The following is a 19,355-nucleotide window of genomic DNA, read 5'->3' as shown; positions in this document are numbered from 1 at the left end:
AGATTTTTGCCGCCCACAGTCAAAAAGGAGACGCGTCGTGAGCCAAACCCCGCTCATCATCATGGGCGTGCAGGGCACGGGGAAGTCCACCGTCGGAAGAGCCCTCGCCGAACGGTTGGGCCTTGCGTTCATTGACGGGGACGACCTGCACCCGGCCGCGAACAAAGAGAAGATGGCCTCCGGCACGCCGCTCACCGACGACGACCGTGCCCCGTGGCTTGACGCTATTGGCCGCACGATTGCGAGTGAACGCGAGAAGGGGGTGACGTGCGCGATCGTGTGCTCGGCCCTGAAACGCTGCTACCGCGATCAGCTCCGCTCCTACGCACCCGATCTCACGTTCGTCCACCTTGCAGGAAGCCAAGAACTCATCGCCGGGCGTATTGCGCACCGTCACCACGAGTACATGCCTGCCTCGCTACTCGATTCCCAGTTCGCGACCCTCGAACAGCTTGGCGATGACGAAGCCGGGATTATCGCGAGCATCGAGCCGCCCGCGAGAGACGTTGTGGAGAACATCGTCGCTGGCCTTAGCGCTGGTTCGCGCACCTGCTGAAACGCCAGCAAGGCCACGTACAGGGTCGAGGGTTAAGGTGAGGGCATGATCTTCATCAACGTGAAATACCAGGTCAAGCCCGAAGAGACTGCCACCTTCCTCGATAAGCTCGCAGAGTACACGAATGCCTGCCGCGCGGAGGAGGGCTGCCTCTTCTTCGAGTGGTACCGCAGCACGGAGCGCGAGAACGAGTTCCTTCTCGTGGAGATGTACCGCGACGGCGAAGCGGGCGAGAAGCACGTCAACTCCCCGCACTTCCAGGCCGGCCTGGATGCCATGCGTCCGCTCGTCTCAGAAACTCCCGAGATCATCTCGAAGGAGATCGAAGGTGAAGGCTGGGGCCCCATGGGTGAACTCGCGGACTAAGTCCCGTTCGGTGCTCCGCGTTACCTGAACATGACGTAGGTGCCTTCGCGCGTGGTACCGTGACTCGTTTCCTCATATCACCGAGACGAGTCAAAGGATGTGAACCATGAGCGCGTGGGATGTCTTTACCGACCTCGGCTGGATGGGCCTCTTGATCCTCATCGGCGTGCTTTTGCGCGCCTGGGTCAAGCCCATCCAGTCTCTCTTTTTGCCCGCCGGTCTAATCGCCGGCCTCCTCGGCCTGATTCTGGGCCCCAATGTCCTCAATATCATTCCGTTCAGCAGTTCCGTTCCGATCTACTCGTCGATCCTCATTGCGGTCGTGTTTGCCGCATTGCCGTTCACGTCAAAGATCGCGGGGCTCGGCAACGTTTTTCGCGCCGTGCGCACGATGTGGTCGGTCTCCCAGGCGATCTCGGTGTTGCAGTGGGGCTTTGGTCTCCTTTTCACGCTCGGGATCTTGAGCTTCTTTTTCACCGATCTGCCTGACGGCTTCGGGCTCCTCCTCGCTGCCGGCTTCATGGGCGGGCACGGCACCGCAGCTGCCATCGCCGACGGTTTCGGGGACACATGGCCAGAGGCACTTTCCCTTGGCATGACGTCCGCCACGATCGGCATCGTCCTCTCAGTTGTAGGCGGCATTGCAATCATCAAAGTCGAATCGATGCGCGGCAACACGGCGTACCTCAAGGACTTCAAGTCCCTCCCGAAGGATCTGCGCACCGGCATCATCGCCGAGGAAAATCGCGAATCGATCGGCGTTTCCCCCGTGTCCGCGACGAGCCTTGACCCGATCACCTACCACCTGGGCCTGCTCTTCATGATCGCGGCCTTCGCGTACATGTTCACGTCGTGGGCGAATAGCCAGGTCGAGTGGCTCTCCGTGCCCACGTTCAGCGTGTCCTTCCTCCTTGGTTACGTTGTGCTCTTCATTCTCAAGGCCTTTAAGGCCGAAAACGCATTCGAGGGGAAAATTTTCGAACGCGGAAGCGGCATGTCGACCGATCTCCTGGTCGCCTTCGGTGTTGCTTCGATCGACCCGAAGGTCGTCGCCTCCTATTGGCAGCCGCTTCTCATCCTCATTGTCGCGGGTGCACTGTTCGTACTTGCCTACTATGTTTTCGTATCGAAGCAGCTGTTCGCCGAACACAAGGTTGAGCAGGGCATTTTCACATGGGGCTGGAACACCGGCACTGCCGGCATGGGCATGGCGCTCCTTCGCATCGTCGACCCTGACATGAAGTCGAAGACCCTCGACTACTACGGAATCGCATACATTCCGATCGGGTTCGTCGATATCCTCACGATCGCGACGCTTCCGGCGCTCGTCATGGCAGGCGCTTCGTGGTGGGTCGCGCTCGCGCTCACACTTGCGGGAGCGGTCATCATCGCCCTTGCCTTCCGCCACCGCGAACCAAACCCGACGACCGGCGTGATCCAAAGCGTCGGCGTGCATGGAACGTTCGACCACAGGCCCTAAGCGCAGCCGAGCGTCGTGCCGTTTCTCGACATTCCCGTACCCGTCAGGTGGAGTGACCTCGACGGGTACGGGCACGTGAACAACACCGCGTATCTGCGGCTCCTCGAAGAAGCCCGCACGAGGGCTTTTTGGCAACCGTCGGAAACTGAACTCGCGAACGGTGCGCCTGCCTACCCAACGGCGCTCGAGGAGCTCTCTCCGGGCGGACCGTTCAAGACACTCGTGGCGGCCCACACAATCGAGTACATGCGCCCACTTGGCTATCGCCGTGATGGTGTCATCGTGCGCATGTGGGTATCGAAGATCGGCGGTGCGTCCCTCGACCTCGACTACGAGATTCACACGGCCGAGGAGCCCGAGCACCCTTACGCCAAGGCACGCACCGTGATCGTGATCGTCGAGGCGCCAACGGGAAAGGCCGTGCGCATGCCGGAACGGCTACGCACGGCTCTCGAGAGAGTCACAGGCGCGCCGCTGGCATTCCGGCGCGCGTAGCGAGTTCTTCTACGCCGACTCCTGGAAGCGGGGGAGCGCAAATTTGATGCCCCGCTTATCGAACTCGACGCGAAGGCGCTTGCGGATCTCGCGCTCGACATCCCACTGTTTGCCGGGGATGGTGTCGGCAGTAATTCGGCGCTGATAGCGAGCACCGTCCACCGAAAGAATTCCGGTAGCCTGGGGCGCGCCGACAATGAGCTTCGACCACTTGTGGTCGGCCTTGAGCGCATCGAACACGGCGTGGATCGCCTCCGTCACCGCAGCATCGTCGGCGCCGCTCGCGATATCGAGCATGACAAACGCGGTTCCGAGGCCTCGAGAGTAATTGCCGAGCGAAATAATTTCACCGTTGCGCACCGTCCATAGGACGCCGTTGAGGCCGCGCACCTGGGTGACGCGCAAATTCACGTTTTCGACGGTTCCCTCTGCGAATTGAAGGTCGACGTAATCGCCAACGGCCACCAGATCCTCGAACAGCATGATCACGCCCGCAAGGACGTCCTTAATGAGCGTTTGAGCGCCGATACCGGCGGCCAGGCCGGCGACACCAAGCGAGGCGATGATCGGCGCGATGTTGACGCCCACTTGAGAGAGGATCATGACGAACGCGATCGACCAAATCACGACGCTCGCCACGTTTTTCGACGCCGTCGAGAGCGTGTCGGCGCGCTGCCTGCGCCTTTCTTCGTTGGCCGCCGCGAGGCCCGCATCGGGGTTCTTCTTCACGACAACGTTGGTCATGCGGGAGATCCGCGAACCCGATTGGTACATCGTCGTGAACACGCGGTTGATGAGCGCACCAACCACGAACCTTACGATGAGGGCCACAAGGATGATCACGAGGATCGTGACCCCGTTCGAAAGAAGCCACTCACCCGCGCGGTCCATGAGCGAGAAGGCTTCTTCGGTCGTCGTCTCTGCCAAAAGGTTCATGCCCCAACCGTAGGCCCGTGACCTTGAGTGTGCATAAAGAAAACGGCCTCACGCAAGGTGAGGCCGCCTTCATTTCCGACGGTTGCCGCGCGCTCAGCGCAGCCCCGTAAGCCGATTACTTATCGGCGTTTTGCACACGCACCGCGCGGGCCACAGAGTCGCGGCCTTCGAGAACGGGACGGCGCATGCCGTAGATCGCGTCCTTATGCGAAGCGAGCCACTCATCGGCTTTCGCAACGATCTCTTCACTCGGGTACTGACCCGGGAAGTAGCCCTGGATGAGACGGTTCGCGATCTCGCTCGAGCGCGAAGCCCATGCCTTTTCGATCATCTCGAAGTACGGCTCGATGTACGGTGCACGAAGCTCCTCGCTCGCGCGGTTGAAGCCGATCACCACCGAGGAGAGGTGCTCGTTGGCGAGCGTATCCTCCTCGACGGTCTTCTTCCACGCTGCGGTCTTCGCCTCGGCGGTCGGGATCGCCGCCTTTGCCGTGAGGGCGCTCTTGCGACCGTTTTGCGTATCGTCGCTCTTGAGAACCTCGTCGATGCCCGCTTCATCAATTCCACCGAGTGCGGCAAGGGCGATCGTGATCTGCCACGTGAGGTCGGTGTCGATCTCGCGGTCCTTGAGGGTGACCGAGCCGTCGAAGAGGCCCTTCACGGTGTCGAGGTCGGCTTCGCCAGCGAACTGGAGGTACGACTCGAGGAACTGGAGCTGCTGATCGCTGCCACCGTCGGCCCCCTGCGTGAGCTTCCACAGTGCCGAGGCGACCTTCTTCTCGCGCTCCTTGCGGTCGTCCGGAGCCGCGTAGCGCGTGCCCACGAGGTCGAGGCGACCGAGCAGGGTGCGCAGAACCGAGGAATCCTTTTCGCGGTCGATGTTCTTGAGCAGAAGCTCGAGGTAGCGGCGGCTCGGGAGCTCGGCGTCGCGAGTCATATCCCACGTCGCGCTCCACACGAGGGTGCGGGCGAGCTCATCATCGATGTCGCGGAGGTGTTCGAGAGCAAACGCGAGCGAGTCATCGTCGAGGCGCACCTTGGCGTAGGTGAGGTCCTCGTCGTTGATGAGCCACAGGTCGGCCTTCTTGCCCGCGAGATCCGCGATCTCGGTGCGCTCCCCGTCGATGTCGGTCTCGACGCTCACGGTGCGGGTCACGACGCCGCCCTCGAGGCTGTAGCCACCGATCTTGAGGCGGTGCGGGCGGATCGTGGGGTGTTCACCGGCGGCGGACTGAAGGACCGCGAACGATGTCACGGTGCCGCCGTCATTGCGCTCAATTTCGGGGCGGAGCGTGTTGACGCCGGTCGTCTCGAGCCACAGCTTGCTCCACGAGCGAAGATCGCGACCGCTCGTGGCTTCGAGCTCATCGAGAAGGTCGTTGAGGGTCGTGTTCTGCCACTCGTATTTCTTGAAGTACGCGCGAAGGCCCTCGAAGAATGCGTCCTCGCCCACGTAGGCAACGAGCTGACGCAGAACCGAGGCGCCCTTCGCGTACGTGATGCCGTCGAAGTTCGTTTCGACAGCATCGAAGTCCACCATGTCGGCAACGATCGGGTGCGTCGAGGGGAGTTGGTCCTGGCTGTAGGCCCATGCCTTTTCAGAGCCTGCGAAGGTCGTCCACGCGTTCGTCCAGCGGGTTGCTCGCGCCGAGGAAAGGGTCGAGGCGAACTCGGCGAAGGACTCGTTGAGCCACAGGTCATCCCACCACTTCATCGTCACGAGGTCGCCGAACCACATGTGGGCGAGCTCGTGGAGAATAGTGAGATCACGGCGCTCGCGGATGGCGTCGGAAACGGCACTGCGGAATACGTAGCGCTCCACGAATGTCACCGCGCCCGGATGCTCCATTGCGCCCATGTTGTATTCGGGCACGAAAATCTGGTCGTAGGTCGGGAACGGGTAGTCGTAGTCGAAGAGGTTTTCGTAGAACTCGAAGCCTTGCTGCGCGACCGAGACGATGTACTCGCCATCGAGGTGCTCGGCGAGCGAGGCGCGCGCGTACACGCCCGCGGGGATCTCGCGGCCGTTGCGGGACTTGATCGTGCCGTCGTAGCCCTCGTACTTACCGGCGATGAGCGCCGTGAGATAGGTCGAGATCTTCGGTGTTCTCTCGAAGCTCCACGTGGCGATCGGCTGGCCGTCGGAATCCTCTCCGGCCGGGACTGGCTCGGGGCTCGGGGCAATCGAGATGACGCGCCAGTGGGCCGGGGCCGTGATCGTGAAGGCGAACGTGGCCTTGAGGTCGGGTTGCTCGAAGTTCGCGTACATGCGGCGTGCGTCGGATACCTCGAACTGGGTGTAGAGGTACACCTCGTCGTCGACGGGGTCGACCATGCGGTGCAGGCCTTCGCCCGTGTTCATGTAGGCGCCGTTCGCGCGGATGGTGATGATGTTTTCGCCGACCTTGAGGGCCGGCAGTTGGACGCGAGCGCCGTCGAAGCGCTCCGCGGGGTTGTCGAGAGTCTCCCCGTTGAGGGTGATCTCGAGGACCTCGGGGGCGATGAGGTCCACGAAGGTTTCACGTTCCTCGGTCGAGTTCACGTAAATGGTGGATTCGGTGAGGAATGTCTTGGGGCCTTGCGTGAGGTCGAGTCGCACGTCGTAGTGCGTGGTCTCGAGGAACGAGGAGCGTTCCTGTGCCTCGGCGCGCGTGAGATTTTCGGAGGTCATTCTCGAAGTCTCCTTGGGTTGAGGGTCCGCTTCGTGCGCGGGTCTCTTCCATCTTCGCACTCGAGTGCGGGAGTGCGCGGGGGAGTGGGGAGAGCGGAGGGGCGAGCGAGCCGGGCGTGTCCGGGCGGCCGGGTGGCTGCCGGGGTCCGACACCTGCCGGTTTTTGCAACGATGAAGTTTCGAAAAGTGGGCTGTGACCAGGGTTTCTTTTACTGCGCACCCTGGTAAGGTTGTGCCATGGCATCACTAAATCCTCTTAATTGGCCTGTGCTGAGGCAGGCCAAGTCTCGCGATGTGTTGGGGCTCGGCCCCACCTCCCAGTCGCCCACGTATCAAGACCTCAAGGCGCGCACCACCACCGCCGACAAGGTCGTCGAGAGCGTGTGCCCCTACTGTGCTGTTGGCTGTGGCCAGCGCATTTACGTCAAAGACAATAAAGTCATTCAGATCGAAGGCGATCCAAATTCGCCAGTCTCGCGTGGCCGCCTGTGCCCGAAGGGATCGGCGAGCGAGCAGCTCGTCAACGCACCTGGCCGAGTGACCGACATCCTCTATCGCGCTCCCAAGTCGAAAGAGTGGGTCAAGCTCGATCGCGAGACCGCGATGTCGATGATCACCGAGCGCTACCTCGAGGCTCGCAAGAAGCACTGGCAGGATACCGACGAGCACGGCCGCCCCGTGCGCCGCACGCTCGGTATCGCCTCGCTCGGCGGCGCGACCATCGATAACGAGGAAAACTACCTCATCAAGAAGCTGTTTACCGCCACGGGCGCTATTCAGATCGAGAATCAAGCCCGCATATGACACAGCGCCACGGTTCCCAGTTTGGGATCCTCGTTTGGGCGCGGCGGAGCCACGCAGCCGGTGCAGGACCTCGCGAATGCGGACTGCATCATCATCCAAGGCTCCAACATGGCCGAGTGTCACCCGGTTGCTTTCCAGTGGGTTATTGAAGCAAAGCTTCGTGGAGCGCGCGTGATTCACGTGGATCCACGCTTCTCGCGCACCTCGGCCCTCGCGGACAAGTACGTTTCCACTCGCGCGGGTGGCGACATCGTTCTGCTCGGTGCTCTCATCAACCACGTCCTCGAGAACAACCTGTTCTTCGAGGAGTACGTGAAGCACTACACGAACGCTTCGACGCTCATCAGTGAGGACTATCAGGATCCCGAGGATCTCGATGGCTTCTTCTCGGGCTTCGATCCCGAGACTGGCGCGTACGATCCGTCGAGCTGGCAGTACGAAATGGACGAGGAGAAGAACCTCCCCGTTCGCGACGAAACCCTGCAGCACCCGCGTACCGTCTTCCAAATCCTCAAGCGCCACTTCAAGCGCTACACCCCCGAGGTTGTGGAGAAGGTTTGTGGCGTGAGCCAGGAAGACTTCGCGTACATCGCCGAGTCGATTGTGAAGAACTCGGGTCGCGACAAGACGACCGCGTTCTGCTACGCCGTGGGCTGGACCCAGCACACAGGCGGCGCGCAGTTCATCCGCACAGCCTCGATTCTCCAGCTGCTCATGGGCAACGTGGGCCGCCCCGGTTCGGGCATTCTCGCGCTTCGCGGGCACGCCAACATTCAGGGCGCGACCGACATCCCGGCCCTCTTCCATATCCTTCCCGGCTACCTTCCGATGCCGAAGGCAGGCGTGACGGACACGTGGGAGACCTATCTCGACTCGGTCGGCACGAAGAAGCAAAAGGGCTTCTGGGCGAAGTCGGAGGAATTCACCGCAAGCCTTCTTAAGGCGTGGTGGGGCGAGTCCGCGACTAAGGAGAACAACTTCCACTTCGACTACCTGCCGCGACTCACCGGTGCGCACGGCACCTACCAGACCCTGCAGCTCATGCTCCAGGACAAGGTGGACGGCTACTTCGTGCTCGGCCAGAACCCCGCGGTCGGGAGCTCGAACGGTCGCTTGCACCGCAAGGCGCTGAGCCACCTCAAGTGGCTTGTCGTTCGCGACTTCAACATGATCGAAACGGCCACGTTCTGGAAGAACGGCCCCGAGATCGAAACGGGCGAGTTGAAGACTGAAGACATCGACACCGAAGTGTTCTTCATGCCCGCCGCGAACCACACGGAGAAAGCCGGTTCGTTCACGCAAACCCAGCGCATGGTGCAGTGGCGCCACCAGGCGGTCACGCCGCCGGGCGATGCCGAAAGCGAGCTGCAGTTCTTCTTCGATCTCGGCAACCGTATTCGCGAAGCCCTCAAGGATTCGGACGATCCCCGTGATCGGCCCGTGCTTGACATGACGTGGGACTACCCGCTCGACGAACACGGCGAGGTTGACGCCGAAGCTGTGATTCGCGAGATCAACGGGTATTACACCGAGGGTGAGAACAAGGGCAAGCCCCTTGCGAAGTTCGTTGATATGAAGGCTGACGGTTCCACCGCCGGTGGCTGCTGGATCTACGCCGGTGTGTATGCCGACGGCATCAACCATGCCGCGGTTCGCGAGCCCGCCGATGGCCGCCCCTACACCGAAAGGGAATGGGGCTGGGTGTGGCCAGCCAACCGCAAGATCCTTTACAACCGCGCTTCCGCGGACCCCGAGGGCAAGCCTTGGAGCCCGGAGAAGGCATGGATCTGGTGGGACGAAGACCAGGAGAAGTGGGTCGGTCACGACGTTCCCGACTTCCCCGTGGGCCTCAACCCGAAGGCGTGCCCGGATGCGACCGTGGGTGGTCCCGCTGCGCTCGCGGGCGATGATGCGTTCATCATGCAGCCTGACGGCAAGGGGTGGCTGTTCGCGCCCAAGGGCATGATCGATGGCCCGATCCCGACTCACTACGAGCCCGTGGAATCGAAGCTGCCGAACATCATGTACCCGCAGCAGAACCAGCCGACTCGCGTGGTCATGCCTCGCGAAGAGAACCTCACCGCGCCCGGTTACGGCGAGCCTCTGCAAGAGGTGTACCCGTATGTGTTCACGACGTACCGCCTCACCGAGCACCACACGGCGGGCGGCATGAGCCGCTGGCTTCCGTACCTCGCCGAGCTCCAGCCGGAGATGTTCGCGGAGATTTCTCCCGAACTCGCTGAGGAGGTTGGCGTGAAGAACGGTGAGTGGGCAACGCTCATCTCGCCGCGTGCCGCGATCGAAGCACGAGTGCTTGTGACGAAGCGTTTTAAGCCGCTGACTGTCAACGGCCACACCGTGCACCAGATTGGTTTGCCATACCACTGGGGTGTGGGCGAAGACGCGATCATCTCGGGCGACGGCGCGAACGACCTGCTCGGTATCACGATGGACCCGAACACCGGCATCCAGGATTCGAAGTACTCCTCGGTGGCGATGATTCCGGGCCGCAGGCCGCGTGGCCCCGAGCTCGTGGACCTCGTGGAGAAGTACCAGCGCGAGGCTGGTATCACCCTCGAGACCGGCATGCAGCGCGTGACCGTTCCCGCGAAGGATGCCGGCATCTCCGAAACGAGCGCAGAACAAGACGCGAAGGTCGCCGAAGAAACGACCCGCGGCTCGAACAACGCTGGCTTCACGGGGATTGCCGCGTCGAAGCCGGGCTCGAAGGAAGCTCAGCGCCGTGCCGACAAGGTCGACGAGGACACGGACACTGGGTCCGACGGTCAAGACGGCGAGACCGGCCGCACGAGCATGGTCAACGACAACTCGCAAGCGTCCCACGATGAGAATGGAGGTGTGTGATGAGTCTTCTCAACACGACCGCTGATCCCATCTCCGTTTCGGGATGGGAGCACACGCACGACCGCAAGGGCTTCTTCACCGACACATCGATCTGTATTGGCTGTAAGGCCTGTGAGGTCGCGTGTAAGGAATGGAACCGCAACCCCCAGGACGGCAACTTCGAGCTGCTTGGCTCGTCGTTCGACAACACGGGTTCACTCGGTGCGAATACGTGGCGTCACGTCGCCTTTATCGAGCAGTCTGAGAAGCGCATCGAGCAGGCCCGCGAATCGGGTCGCCAGCTCGTGAATCTCGGCATGCCGAAGATCGGGCAGAAGCCACCGAGCGAGCAGCAGCCGAAGCACACGGAAGAGTTCCGCTGGCTCATGGCCTCGGATGTGTGCAAGCACTGCACGCGCGCGGGCTGCCTTGATGCGTGCCCCACGGGTGCCCTGTTCCGCACGGAGTTCGGCACGGTTGTTGTGCAGGCCGATGTGTGTAATGGCTGCGGTACGTGCGTGTACACGTGCCCGTTCGGCGTGATCGAGCGTCGTGACGACGGCACGGTTTCACCGAAGACCGACCGCGACGATCGCCCGCATCTCGACCAGGACATCCCGAACAAGGGCACGGCGAATAAGTGCACGCTGTGCTACGACCGCCTCAAGGACGGTCAGCAGCCGGCATGCGCGCAGACCTGCCCGACGACGTCGATCAAGTTTGGCGATCGCGACGAGATGGTCGCGAAGGCCAAGCAACGCGTGAAGAAGCTCCACGAGGAGGGCATGACCGAGGCTCGCCTCTACGGCGCCAACCCGAACGATGGCGTTGGCGGCCTCGGCTCAGTGTTCCTGCTTCTCGACGAACCCGAGGTGTACGGTCTTCCGCCGGACCCGCGTGTGGGCACGATGGATCTGCCGAAGATGTACGGCCGCGCGGCCCTCGCCGCAGGGGCAATGATCGCGACGACCGCCCTCATGTTCGTGGGAGGTAAGAGGAAATGAGCCAGAACGAGTTCGACAGTTACCGCCCGCCGCAGCCGATGCGCCGCAAGCGTCGGCCCGAAGCGACCAAGTATGACGGCGCCCGTAAACGCGGCCAGAACCGTATGGGTGAAGTGTCGATGGTCGAGGACGTCCAGTTCACGAGCTACTACGGTCGTCAGATCGTCAAGGCGCCGCCGTGGGAGTACCCGATCGGCGTGTACCTGTTCCTCGGTGGTGTGGCCGGCTCCTCGGGCCTGATCGCTCTTGCTGCTGAGTCGACGGGGCGCGAAACACTGCGTCGCAATGCGCGTGTCGGGTCGATCATTGCGCTCGGCATCGGCACCGTGAGCCTGATCGAGGACCTCGGTCGCCCTGAGCGCTTCCTCAACATGATGCGCACTTTCAAGCCGACGAGCCCCATGAACCTCGGCACGTGGATCATTTCCGCGTACGGCGTGAATGCAGGCGTGACCTTCGCGAACGAGTTTGACCGTATGACGGGGGAGAAGCTTCCGCTCGGTCCGCTCCGCAAGATCGCACGGTTCATGGAGAAGCCAGCTTCGTGGGGGCAGGCGGCAACGGGCGCCCCGCTCGCGGTGTACACCGCTGTGCTGCTTGGTGACTCGGCGCTTCCCGCGTGGAATGGCGGCAAGTTCTCGCTTCCGTTCTTGTTTGCCTCGTCGGCGAGCCTTGCCGCGTCCGGCACGGCGATGCTGTCGACCCCGCTTGACGAGATCGGTCCGGTTCAGCGTCTCGCCCTCGCGGGCGTTGCAGGCGACATGCTTTCGCTTCGCGCGATGAAGAAGGAAATGCACCCGCTCGAAGCCGAGCCGCTGGAAATCGGCGATGGCGGCAAGAAGATGCACATCGCGGAGAAGCTGCTTATTGCGGGCGCCGTGACGGGGCTTTTCGCGAAGAAGCACCGCGCGATCGCGATTGCTTCGGGTGCGTGCCTCGCGGCGGCGAGTGCGTTTACGCGTTTCGGCATCCTCGACGCGGGCTTCCAGTCGGCGCGCGATCCGAAATATACGGTGATTCCGCAGAAGGAGCGCCTCGAGCGTCGCCGCAAGCACGGAATCGTGGACGATTCGATCGTGACGGGTCCCGAAACCGACTAGTCTCCTCGAATTCCATAGAGGATGTGGGGGTTATGGCCGAGTGCCATAACCCCCACTCTCATGCTTTTTGACGTCAGTGGCCGCGAGGGACAGCTCAAACCCCCACAACCCCTATGCAATCCAGGGATTAAGCGAGGGGCGATAGCGCATGCCCTTGCGCTCGAGGATCTCGAGGTGTGCCGGCAGGCGTTCGAGGGAGGTTTCGAACATCGGCGGGTTCTCGCTCCAGGCCCGCTCCGCGAGCGCAAAAAGCCTCGGGAAGAGCATGTACTGCAAGTGTTCGGCGTTCGGGATGAACTCGGACCACGTTTGTGCTTGAAGCCCCAGGATACGGGCCGATTCTTCGGCGGTAAGGTTTTCGGGGAGTAGCTGGTCCGTGTACACGTTCTCGAGGGTAGCCACGTGACCGCCCCAGCGTGCGGCGAGTGGTTCGGTCTCACGATCAGGTGACTGCGGGAAGTCGAAGTACAAGGTGGGTGCAGTCGAGACCACGACATCATGCCCACGGCGCACGGCCTCAGCGACCGTGTCGGCTGAGCGCCAGTTCATGATGACGGCACCCTCGGGAAGTTTGCCCTCGAGGATTTCATCCCAGCCCACCATGGCGCGGTCGCGTTCGGCGAGGATCGCGTGGGCCACTTCCGTGTATTTCTGCTGCACGTGCCCCGGTTCGTTGAGTCCCCACTCGCGAAGCTTTGCCTCAACGGCAGGGCTGTTTTCCCACTCGACCCGGGGGACCTCATCGCCGCCGATGTGCACGTAGGGTGCGTCGAAGATGTCGCTCACTTGGGTGAGGACGTCTTTGACGAACTGGAAGGCCTCGTCGCTCACGCCGAGCACGTGTTCGCTCACGCCCCAGGTGTCGCGCACCTTGTGCTGTACTTCGGGGCGAGTGCCAAATTCCGGGTAGGCGGCAATTGCGGCCTGCATGTGGCCGGGAAGGTCGATCTCGGGCACAACGGTAATGCCGCGCTCACGGGCGAACGCTACGAGTTCGCGCAGCTCGGCTTGCGTGTAGTAGCCATCGTGACGCTCCTCAAGATACTGATCGGCATCCGGATCCTTGACGTTGTGGTGCCCGATCACGGTGCGCTCGCGCCACGCGGCAATGTCCGTCAGCCGCGGGTAGCCGTTGATCTCGATGCGCCAGCCCTGATCATCCGTGAGATGCAGGTGCAGGATGTTGAGCCGGTAGAGGCTCATCACCTCGACGATGCGGCGCAGTTCTTCCATGGGAAGAAAGTGTCGGCAGGGATCGATGTGGAGGCCGCGCCACGAGAAGCGTGGCTGGTCGCGAAGAATTAATGCGGGGATCCGCACTTTTTCGCCTTCGCGGCACAGCTCGGAGAGCTGTTCGAGCGTGAGGCGCGCATTCAGCGCGGCTTCATTGCTCCCGGCGCGCACCGCGATCGCCTCTTCGCTCACCTCGAGCTCAAATTCCGCGTCTTGAAGCTCATCCGTGATGTCGCATGTGAGCACCGCGAGAGGATCGGCACCCTCCCACGCGCCCTCGCGCGCATCGAGGTGCGTGGGGCTGGGGATGAGGGGAAGTTCGACGGCGGACTGGTACACGGTGCGGGCCTTTCGCTCAGTTTTTCTTCCGACGGTGCCTAGCGGACCTGGACGCTGCCTGCGGGTGCATCGGCACTTGCGGCCACGATCTCACCGATGACCGGGTACCCGGGGATCTCTCCCACGACGAGAAGGCCGCCCGAGGTCTGCGCATCGGCGAGGAACAGTAGATCCTCTTCGGTAATGCCCGCTCCTGCACGAAGCAAGGGGCGTACCCAGTCGAGGTTGCGCCGAGTGCCTCCCGAGATAAAACCACCCGCGAGCGCGTCGAGCGCATCGCCCATCGCCGGCACGGCCGCACGCTCGAGCACGGCGCTCACACCTGAGGCGCGCGCCATTTTGTGCAGATGCCCAAGTAGGCCAAAACCGGTCACGTCGGTTGCGGCTTTCGCGCCGATCTCGAGAGCCTTCGTCGAGGCTTCGGCGTTGAGGGTCGTCATCCATTTCACAGCTTCGTCGATGCTCGAGCCCGTTGCTTTGTGGCGGTTGTTCAAAAGACCTACGCCAATCGGTTTCGTGAGCGTGAGCGGCAGGCCTACCTCGGCCGCATCGTTGCGCAGGAGAGCGTCGGGCTTCGCGATGCCCGTGACCGCCTGGCCGTACTTTGGTTCGGGATCATCCACGCTGTGACCGCCGATGACGGGTACGCCCGCTTCGCGCCCCACGTCGAGCCCTCCGCGCAGCACCTCCGAGAGCATTTCCATGGGGAGTTTTTCGCGGGGCCAGCCCACGAGGTTGATGGCGACGACCGGCTCGCCGCCCATCGCGTAGATATCCGAAAGGGCGTTCGCGGCGGCGATGCGACCCCAGTCGTAGGGGTCATCGACGACGGGGGTGAAGAAGTCAGCTGTCGACAGCACTGCGAGATCCCCGCGCACGCGCACGGCAGCGGCATCATCGCCGTCATCGAGACCCACGATCACCGACTCGAATTTCTGACCGGTGAGAGCCTTCACGGCATCTTCGAGTTCCCCGGGCGGAATTTTGCACGCGCACCCGCCTCCGTGCGCCATGGTCGTGAGACGCGGGTAGTTGCTGAAGTCAGGTTTGTCGGTGCTCTGGGGATCTTCGTTGACGTTCATGCTTTCCACTTTAAGCGTTTTCACTGGTAGATTCGTGCGCGGAGGCGTACGTGTCCTGGTGGGCGCCCCGGTCTTCAAAACCGGTGATATCGAGTAGCTCGGTATGGCGGGTTCGATTCCCGTCCGCCTCCGCCAAGCTTTCGCGCCTCGCCTTTTCGGCGGGGCGCGCGTGGCACGTGGGGATGCTGGTCCGACGCTTGCCACGTCATCCGCGATTTTGAGTTTTGAGCGAAGAGGCTCGGAGGTAGTGGGGAGAACTACGTGCGATAAGGGGGATCGCAGATGCTTGTGGCGTACCTTGACGAGAGCGAGGACCGGAGACGTCAAAGGTATTACTTCGGTGCACTAGTTCTGGACGGAGAGTCTGCCACGAGGACAGTCGAGGCGATGGAAGCAATTGCACGCGACGCGGCGGAGAGGTTTCCTGTGCCCCCCGAAATAGAACTGCACGGCTACGACCTCATGAACGGGGCTGGCGCGTGGGAATGCCTCGCGGGAAAGATACGAGCGCGGTTGGGGATTTTCAAAGAATCTCTACAGGCGGTGACCTCCCAGAGGGGTGAATTTCTTGTGCGCGAGGTGGATGTGCACGCTGTTGAAGAGATCCCCGATGCAGCGGAAGCCACCCCTCACGAAATTTGCTTGGTTCACGTACTCCAGACGCTTGACCGAATTGCAGAAGAGCGGGGCGAGTATATTCTCGTGATCGCTGACGAGCATCATTTAGCTGGGAACCTCCGCGAGCAATTGCGACAGTGGCGTGCCGAGGGGACGCCTGGTCACTACAAACGAACGTACTTGTCGAGAGTCGTGGATACCATTCATTTCACGCCGTCGAAAGAAAGCCGGTTGCTCCAGGCCGCCGATTTGCTTCTCTACTTCCACCAACGTTATGAAGGGCGCACTCTTGGAAGAGACCAGCGCGAGATGAAGTTCTTGGAACTCATGAAGGTAGAGGTATCGCGGATCGAGCATCCGGACTCCGGCGGGTGGCCTCCGAAATGCACGAAACCCCCGGCCGATAGGCGCGGGGGTCAAGGCGGGTCTGAAGCCTAGGCTTCATGGCTCTAGTTTTTCACACGATGCGTGAGGTGACAAGAGGTTGGGAAGTGGCCGTAGGGGAGCAGCGACCCCCTAAACGGAGGGTGTTAGAATCGTTCGCAGTCACTATAGAGCCTGTTGAGGGCATGTTTTTGTGATTGTGGTTGCGGCTGACATGTGGTGGCCGCGCGTTGTTCTCGACCCGAGTTTTGAGCGAAGGTGCCCCGCGATATGTCACGAACCGCGCCCCCGGCAGCAAGCGGCGATCCACGACGGCGAATCCCACGGACCGATGCTTTACTCACGCTCGAGGCGGTCGAACAGGCGAAGCGGCGCATCGGTGAGGAGAACGTGCGCGAACTCGTGCGCGAGGCGCAAAACCGCGCGCGCGCCGGGAAGATCGCGCCGGAAGAGGTAGAGGGCGAGGTGCTCGCCGCGCTCGAGAACACTCGCGTAAGTGCTTTTACGCCCGTCCTCAACGCTACCGGCGTGATCGTCCACACCAATCTTGGGCGCGCCCCGCTTTCACCCCAGGCCCTCGAAGCGCTTGAGGCAGCCGCGGGCTACGTCGATGTCGAGTTCGATCTCGAGACAGGTCTGCGAGGCAAGCGTGGCGTCTCTACGCGTGAGGCGCTGCTCAAGGCGTGCCCGGCAGCGCAGGACGCGCTTGTGGTCAACAACGGTGCCGCGGCGCTTTCGCTCATCGCGACGACCCTTGCGGGCCCCGGGGCGGGGGAGCGGCGTGAAATTGTGTTGAGTCGCGGAGAGATGATCGAGATCGGCGCGGGATTCCGCCTCACCGAGCTCATCGAATCCACGGGACCCGTGATTCGCGAGGTGGGCACGACAAATCGCACGCACATCGCCGACTACGAAAAGGCCCTTGGAGAAAGCACTGCCGCGATCCTCAAGATCCACGCGAGCAACTACGTCATTAAAGGCTTCACAAGCGCCGTGGGCGTTGCTGAACTCGCCGAACTCGCCCACGCCAATGGCCTGCCGCTCGTGGTCGACATAGGTTCGGGGCTCTTTTCTCCGGAGCCGCTGCTACCGGACGAACCGACCCTCACCGAAGCCCTCGAGAACGGCGCGGACCTCGTGCTCGCAAGTGGCGACAAGCTCGTGGGCGGCCCCCAAGCGGGACTCATCCTCGGGAAGAAGGAGTGGGTCGAGCGCGTGGCCCGCCACCCTCTCGCACGAGCGATGCGCGCCGATAAACTCCTGCTCGCCGCGCTCGAGGCAACCGTCGGAGGACCCACGCCGCCCGTGCTCGAAGCCCTCCACACCGAACCTGCCGCACTCAAAACCCGCACCGAAAAGCTTGCGCGTGCAATCCACGAGCGCGTGAACGAGGCGTGCGAGGTTGTGCCGCACGACGGTCGCGTGGGCGGGGGCGGAGGCGCCGAAGTCCCCATCCCGGGATGGGCGCTCAGCATCCCAGAGCGCCTCGCGATCGAGCTTCGCAGCCTCGAGCGGCCGATCGTCGCGACAACGCACGATGGCGCATGCCTCGTGGACCTGCGCTGCATCCCCGAATCTGAGGACGACTCCCTCGCGAGCGCGATCGCTGCGCTCCTCCAACGCTAGGAAGGACGCCATGCACGTCATCGCGACCGCCGGGCACGTTGACCACGGCAAAAGCACCCTCATTCGCGCCCTCACGGGTATCGAGACGGACCGCTGGGAAGAAGAGCAGCGCCGCGGGCTCACGATCGACCTTGGCTTCGCGTGGTGCACTCTCCCTTCGGGGCGCGGAGTGAGCTTCGTGGACGTACCTGGCCACGAGCGCTTCATCGGCAACATGCTCGCGGGCCTCGGCCCGGTGCCGATCGTGTTATTCGTGGTCGCTGTGGATGAGGGCTGGAGCGCCCAATCGAGCGACCACCGCGATGCCGTGAAGGCCCTCGGGATCTCGCACGGCATCATCGTGGTGACGCGTGCCGATCGCGCACCTGATCGCGTCGAGGCCGTGATTGCCGAGGCACGGCGCGAACTCGCCGACACGGGACTTGCCCACGCTCCCGCATGCGGTGTTTCCGGCGTGACGGGGGAGGGCATCGACGCCCTCCGAAGTGAGCTCGACGCTCTCGTGGCAAGCGTCGCAGCCGCGTCCCCGCACCAGAGCGTGCGCCTGTGGATCGATCGCTCTTTCACGATTGACGGAGCGGGAACCGTCGTGACCGGCACGCTCGGGGCCGGCACCGTGCGCCCTGGCGACGACCTGATACTCGTGAGCACGCGACACGACGGCGCTGAGCCCCGAAAGGTGAGCGTGCGAGGCGTGCAGTCCCGGGGTGCGCGCGAAGACGCTGTTGAACCCGTGAGCCGCGCCGCCCTCAACCTTCGCCAGATTCCCGCGAGCGACATCCATCGCGGCGATGTACTCCTCACCCCCGGGGCTTTCCATCTCACTCGCGTCGTGGACGTGCGCAGCGTGAGCGGCGACAGCCTCGACGATATTCCGCGCGACACCATGATCCACGTGGGCAGCGCGGCCGTAAACGCGCGGGTGCGACCGCTCGGCGCAGACCACGCCCGCCTCACCTTCGATAAACCCCTCCCGCTCGTGATCGGTGATCGACTCGTCATGCGCGGCACGGGGGAGAGAGCAGTGCTCGGCGGCGTGCGGGTGCTCGATGTCGACCCCCCAGAGTTGCGTAGGAGAGGTGCCGGGAGCGCGCGTGAAAGCGAGCTCGAGCACATGAGCGAGCGTGGGGATGCGCGGCGCGAGATCGAACGTCGCGGTGCCATGCGCGAAACGGACCTCAGGAAAATGGGCTTTGAGGTGTCGGATGCGCTCGAGGAGTGTGTGTCCGACGGCGGCTGGCTCGTGAGCGCAGCCTTCCTTGACCGCGGTGCCCGCGCGCTGAGAGAGCGCGTCGCGGCTGCCGCCAAGGCACGTCCTCTTCGCCCGGGGCTTTCCCGCAAAGAAGCGGTCGAAGCTCTCGCGCTTCCCGCTCTCGAACTCTTGCCCATGGTCGTGAAGAAGGCGACGCTCATCGAGCGCGATGGGCTCATTGTCGACCCTTCGGTGCAGGCGGGGCTTGGCGAAGCAGAAGCGAGCGTTGCCGCGCTTGAGGCGAAGCTCAAGAACGACCCGTTCAACGCCCCCGAACTCGGCGAACTCGCCAATCTCGGTCTTGGCGCCAAAGAGCTCGCGGCCGCGGCGAGACAAGGACGGCTCCTGAGGATCGGCCTGCCGAGCGACAACCTCGTGCTTCTTCCCACTGCGCCCGCGCTCGCGATGCGCGAGCTCGCAGCGCTACCTCAGCCGTTTACGACCTCGGAGGCTCGTCGCGCGCTGGGGACCACAAGACGCACCGTAATCCCGCTCCTCGAACACCTCGACAAAAAGGGGTGGACGCGCCGCATCGATGCGGGGCACCGCGAAATCGTTCGTTAAC

Annotated in this window: 13 protein-coding genes, 1 tRNA gene and 1 pseudogene; 11 read left to right on the top strand and 4 right to left on the bottom strand. The window is 62.9% G+C overall.

The annotated features are described in order from the left end of the window. Positions 1-37: 37 nt before the first annotated feature. The 4 genes from NBW56_RS07460 to NBW56_RS07445 all read left to right on the top strand — a co-directional run bounded on the left by NBW56_RS07460 (position 38) and on the right by NBW56_RS07445 (position 2,897). The gene (locus NBW56_RS07460; RefSeq protein ID WP_250258692.1) at positions 38-556 is read left to right on the top strand and encodes a gluconokinase; all 519 of its coding nucleotides are present in this window, start codon (positions 38-40) and stop codon (positions 554-556) included. Positions 557-601: 45 nt separating this feature from the next. Beyond that, positions 602-922, top strand: a complete 321-nt coding sequence (locus NBW56_RS07455) for a putative quinol monooxygenase (protein ID WP_250258690.1) — start codon at positions 602-604, stop codon at positions 920-922. Between the two features lie 106 nt (positions 923-1,028). Further along, complete coding sequence (locus NBW56_RS07450) at positions 1,029-2,402, top strand: sodium/glutamate symporter (RefSeq protein WP_250258688.1); 1,374 nt, start codon at positions 1,029-1,031, stop codon at positions 2,400-2,402. Positions 2,403-2,417: 15 nt separating this feature from the next. After that, on the top strand, positions 2,418-2,897 hold the full coding sequence (locus NBW56_RS07445) for an acyl-CoA thioesterase (protein ID WP_250258687.1): 480 nt from the start codon (positions 2,418-2,420) through the stop codon (positions 2,895-2,897). A 9-nt stretch (positions 2,898-2,906) separates the two neighbouring features. On the opposite strand, the gene NBW56_RS07440 is transcribed toward NBW56_RS07445, so the two are convergent. Both NBW56_RS07440 and pepN read right to left on the bottom strand, forming a co-directional pair. Continuing rightward, positions 2,907-3,833, bottom strand: coding sequence for a mechanosensitive ion channel family protein (locus NBW56_RS07440; RefSeq protein ID WP_250258685.1), 927 nt, complete (start codon positions 3,831-3,833; stop codon positions 2,907-2,909). 115 nt (positions 3,834-3,948) lie between these two features. Then, positions 3,949-6,504: an aminopeptidase N gene (gene pepN / locus NBW56_RS07435; protein ID WP_250258684.1), complete on the bottom strand. Its 2,556-nt coding sequence runs from the start codon at positions 6,502-6,504 to the stop codon at positions 3,949-3,951. 237 nt (positions 6,505-6,741) lie between these two features. Between pepN and fdnG the strand changes: the two are divergent. The 3 genes and pseudogenes from fdnG to nrfD form a co-directional block, all read left to right on the top strand. Beyond that, positions 6,742-9,930: pseudogene (gene fdnG, locus NBW56_RS07430) on the top strand (formate dehydrogenase-N subunit alpha); the annotation flags it as partial. A gap of 242 nt (positions 9,931-10,172) precedes the next feature. Next, a complete protein-coding gene (locus tag NBW56_RS07425) occupies positions 10,173-11,156 on the top strand; it encodes a 4Fe-4S dicluster domain-containing protein (RefSeq protein ID WP_239378895.1) in 984 nt (327 codons plus the stop codon). Further along, positions 11,153-12,256, top strand: coding sequence for an NrfD/PsrC family molybdoenzyme membrane anchor subunit (nrfD, locus tag NBW56_RS07420; RefSeq protein ID WP_250258682.1), 1,104 nt, complete (start codon positions 11,153-11,155; stop codon positions 12,254-12,256). The genes NBW56_RS07425 and nrfD overlap by 4 nt, the downstream gene beginning before the upstream one ends. A 111-nt stretch (positions 12,257-12,367) precedes the next feature. Here the strand turns inward: nrfD and NBW56_RS07415 are convergent, their stop codons facing one another. Together NBW56_RS07415 and selD are read right to left on the bottom strand one after the other, a co-directional pair. Then, entirely contained in the window at positions 12,368-13,828 is a 1,461-nt protein-coding gene (locus tag NBW56_RS07415) for a beta-N-acetylhexosaminidase (protein ID WP_250258681.1), read from the bottom strand. 38 nt (positions 13,829-13,866) lie between these two features. After that, the gene (gene selD, locus NBW56_RS07410) at positions 13,867-14,910 is read right to left on the bottom strand and encodes a selenide, water dikinase SelD (protein ID WP_250258675.1); all 1,044 of its coding nucleotides are present in this window, start codon (positions 14,908-14,910) and stop codon (positions 13,867-13,869) included. A 40-nt stretch (positions 14,911-14,950) separates the two neighbouring features. On the opposite strand from selD, the gene NBW56_RS07405 reads away from it, so the two are divergent. From NBW56_RS07405 to selB, 4 genes are all read left to right on the top strand, one after another. Further along, positions 14,951-15,045 (top strand) — tRNA-Sec (locus tag NBW56_RS07405). A 147-nt stretch (positions 15,046-15,192) separates the two neighbouring features. Continuing rightward, positions 15,193-15,966, top strand: a complete 774-nt coding sequence (locus NBW56_RS07400; RefSeq protein ID WP_250258674.1) for a DUF3800 domain-containing protein — start codon at positions 15,193-15,195, stop codon at positions 15,964-15,966. A gap of 216 nt (positions 15,967-16,182) precedes the next feature. Then, positions 16,183-17,538 carry an L-seryl-tRNA(Sec) selenium transferase gene (selA, locus tag NBW56_RS07395; protein ID WP_250258672.1) on the top strand — a complete coding sequence of 452 codons (1,356 nt, stop codon included), beginning with the start codon at positions 16,183-16,185 and terminating at the stop codon, positions 17,536-17,538. A gap of 10 nt (positions 17,539-17,548) precedes the next feature. Further along, on the top strand, positions 17,549-19,354 hold the full coding sequence (gene selB / locus NBW56_RS07390) for a selenocysteine-specific translation elongation factor (RefSeq protein ID WP_250258670.1): 1,806 nt from the start codon (positions 17,549-17,551) through the stop codon (positions 19,352-19,354). The last annotated feature ends 1 nt before the right edge of the window (position 19,355 follow it).

Origin of the sequence: Dermabacter sp. Marseille-Q3180 (assembly GCF_940792985.1) — a bacterium.
Taxonomy (GTDB): domain Bacteria; phylum Actinomycetota; class Actinomycetes; order Actinomycetales; family Dermabacteraceae; genus Dermabacter; species Dermabacter vaginalis.
This window is presented reverse-complemented; position numbering and strand designations above follow the sequence as displayed.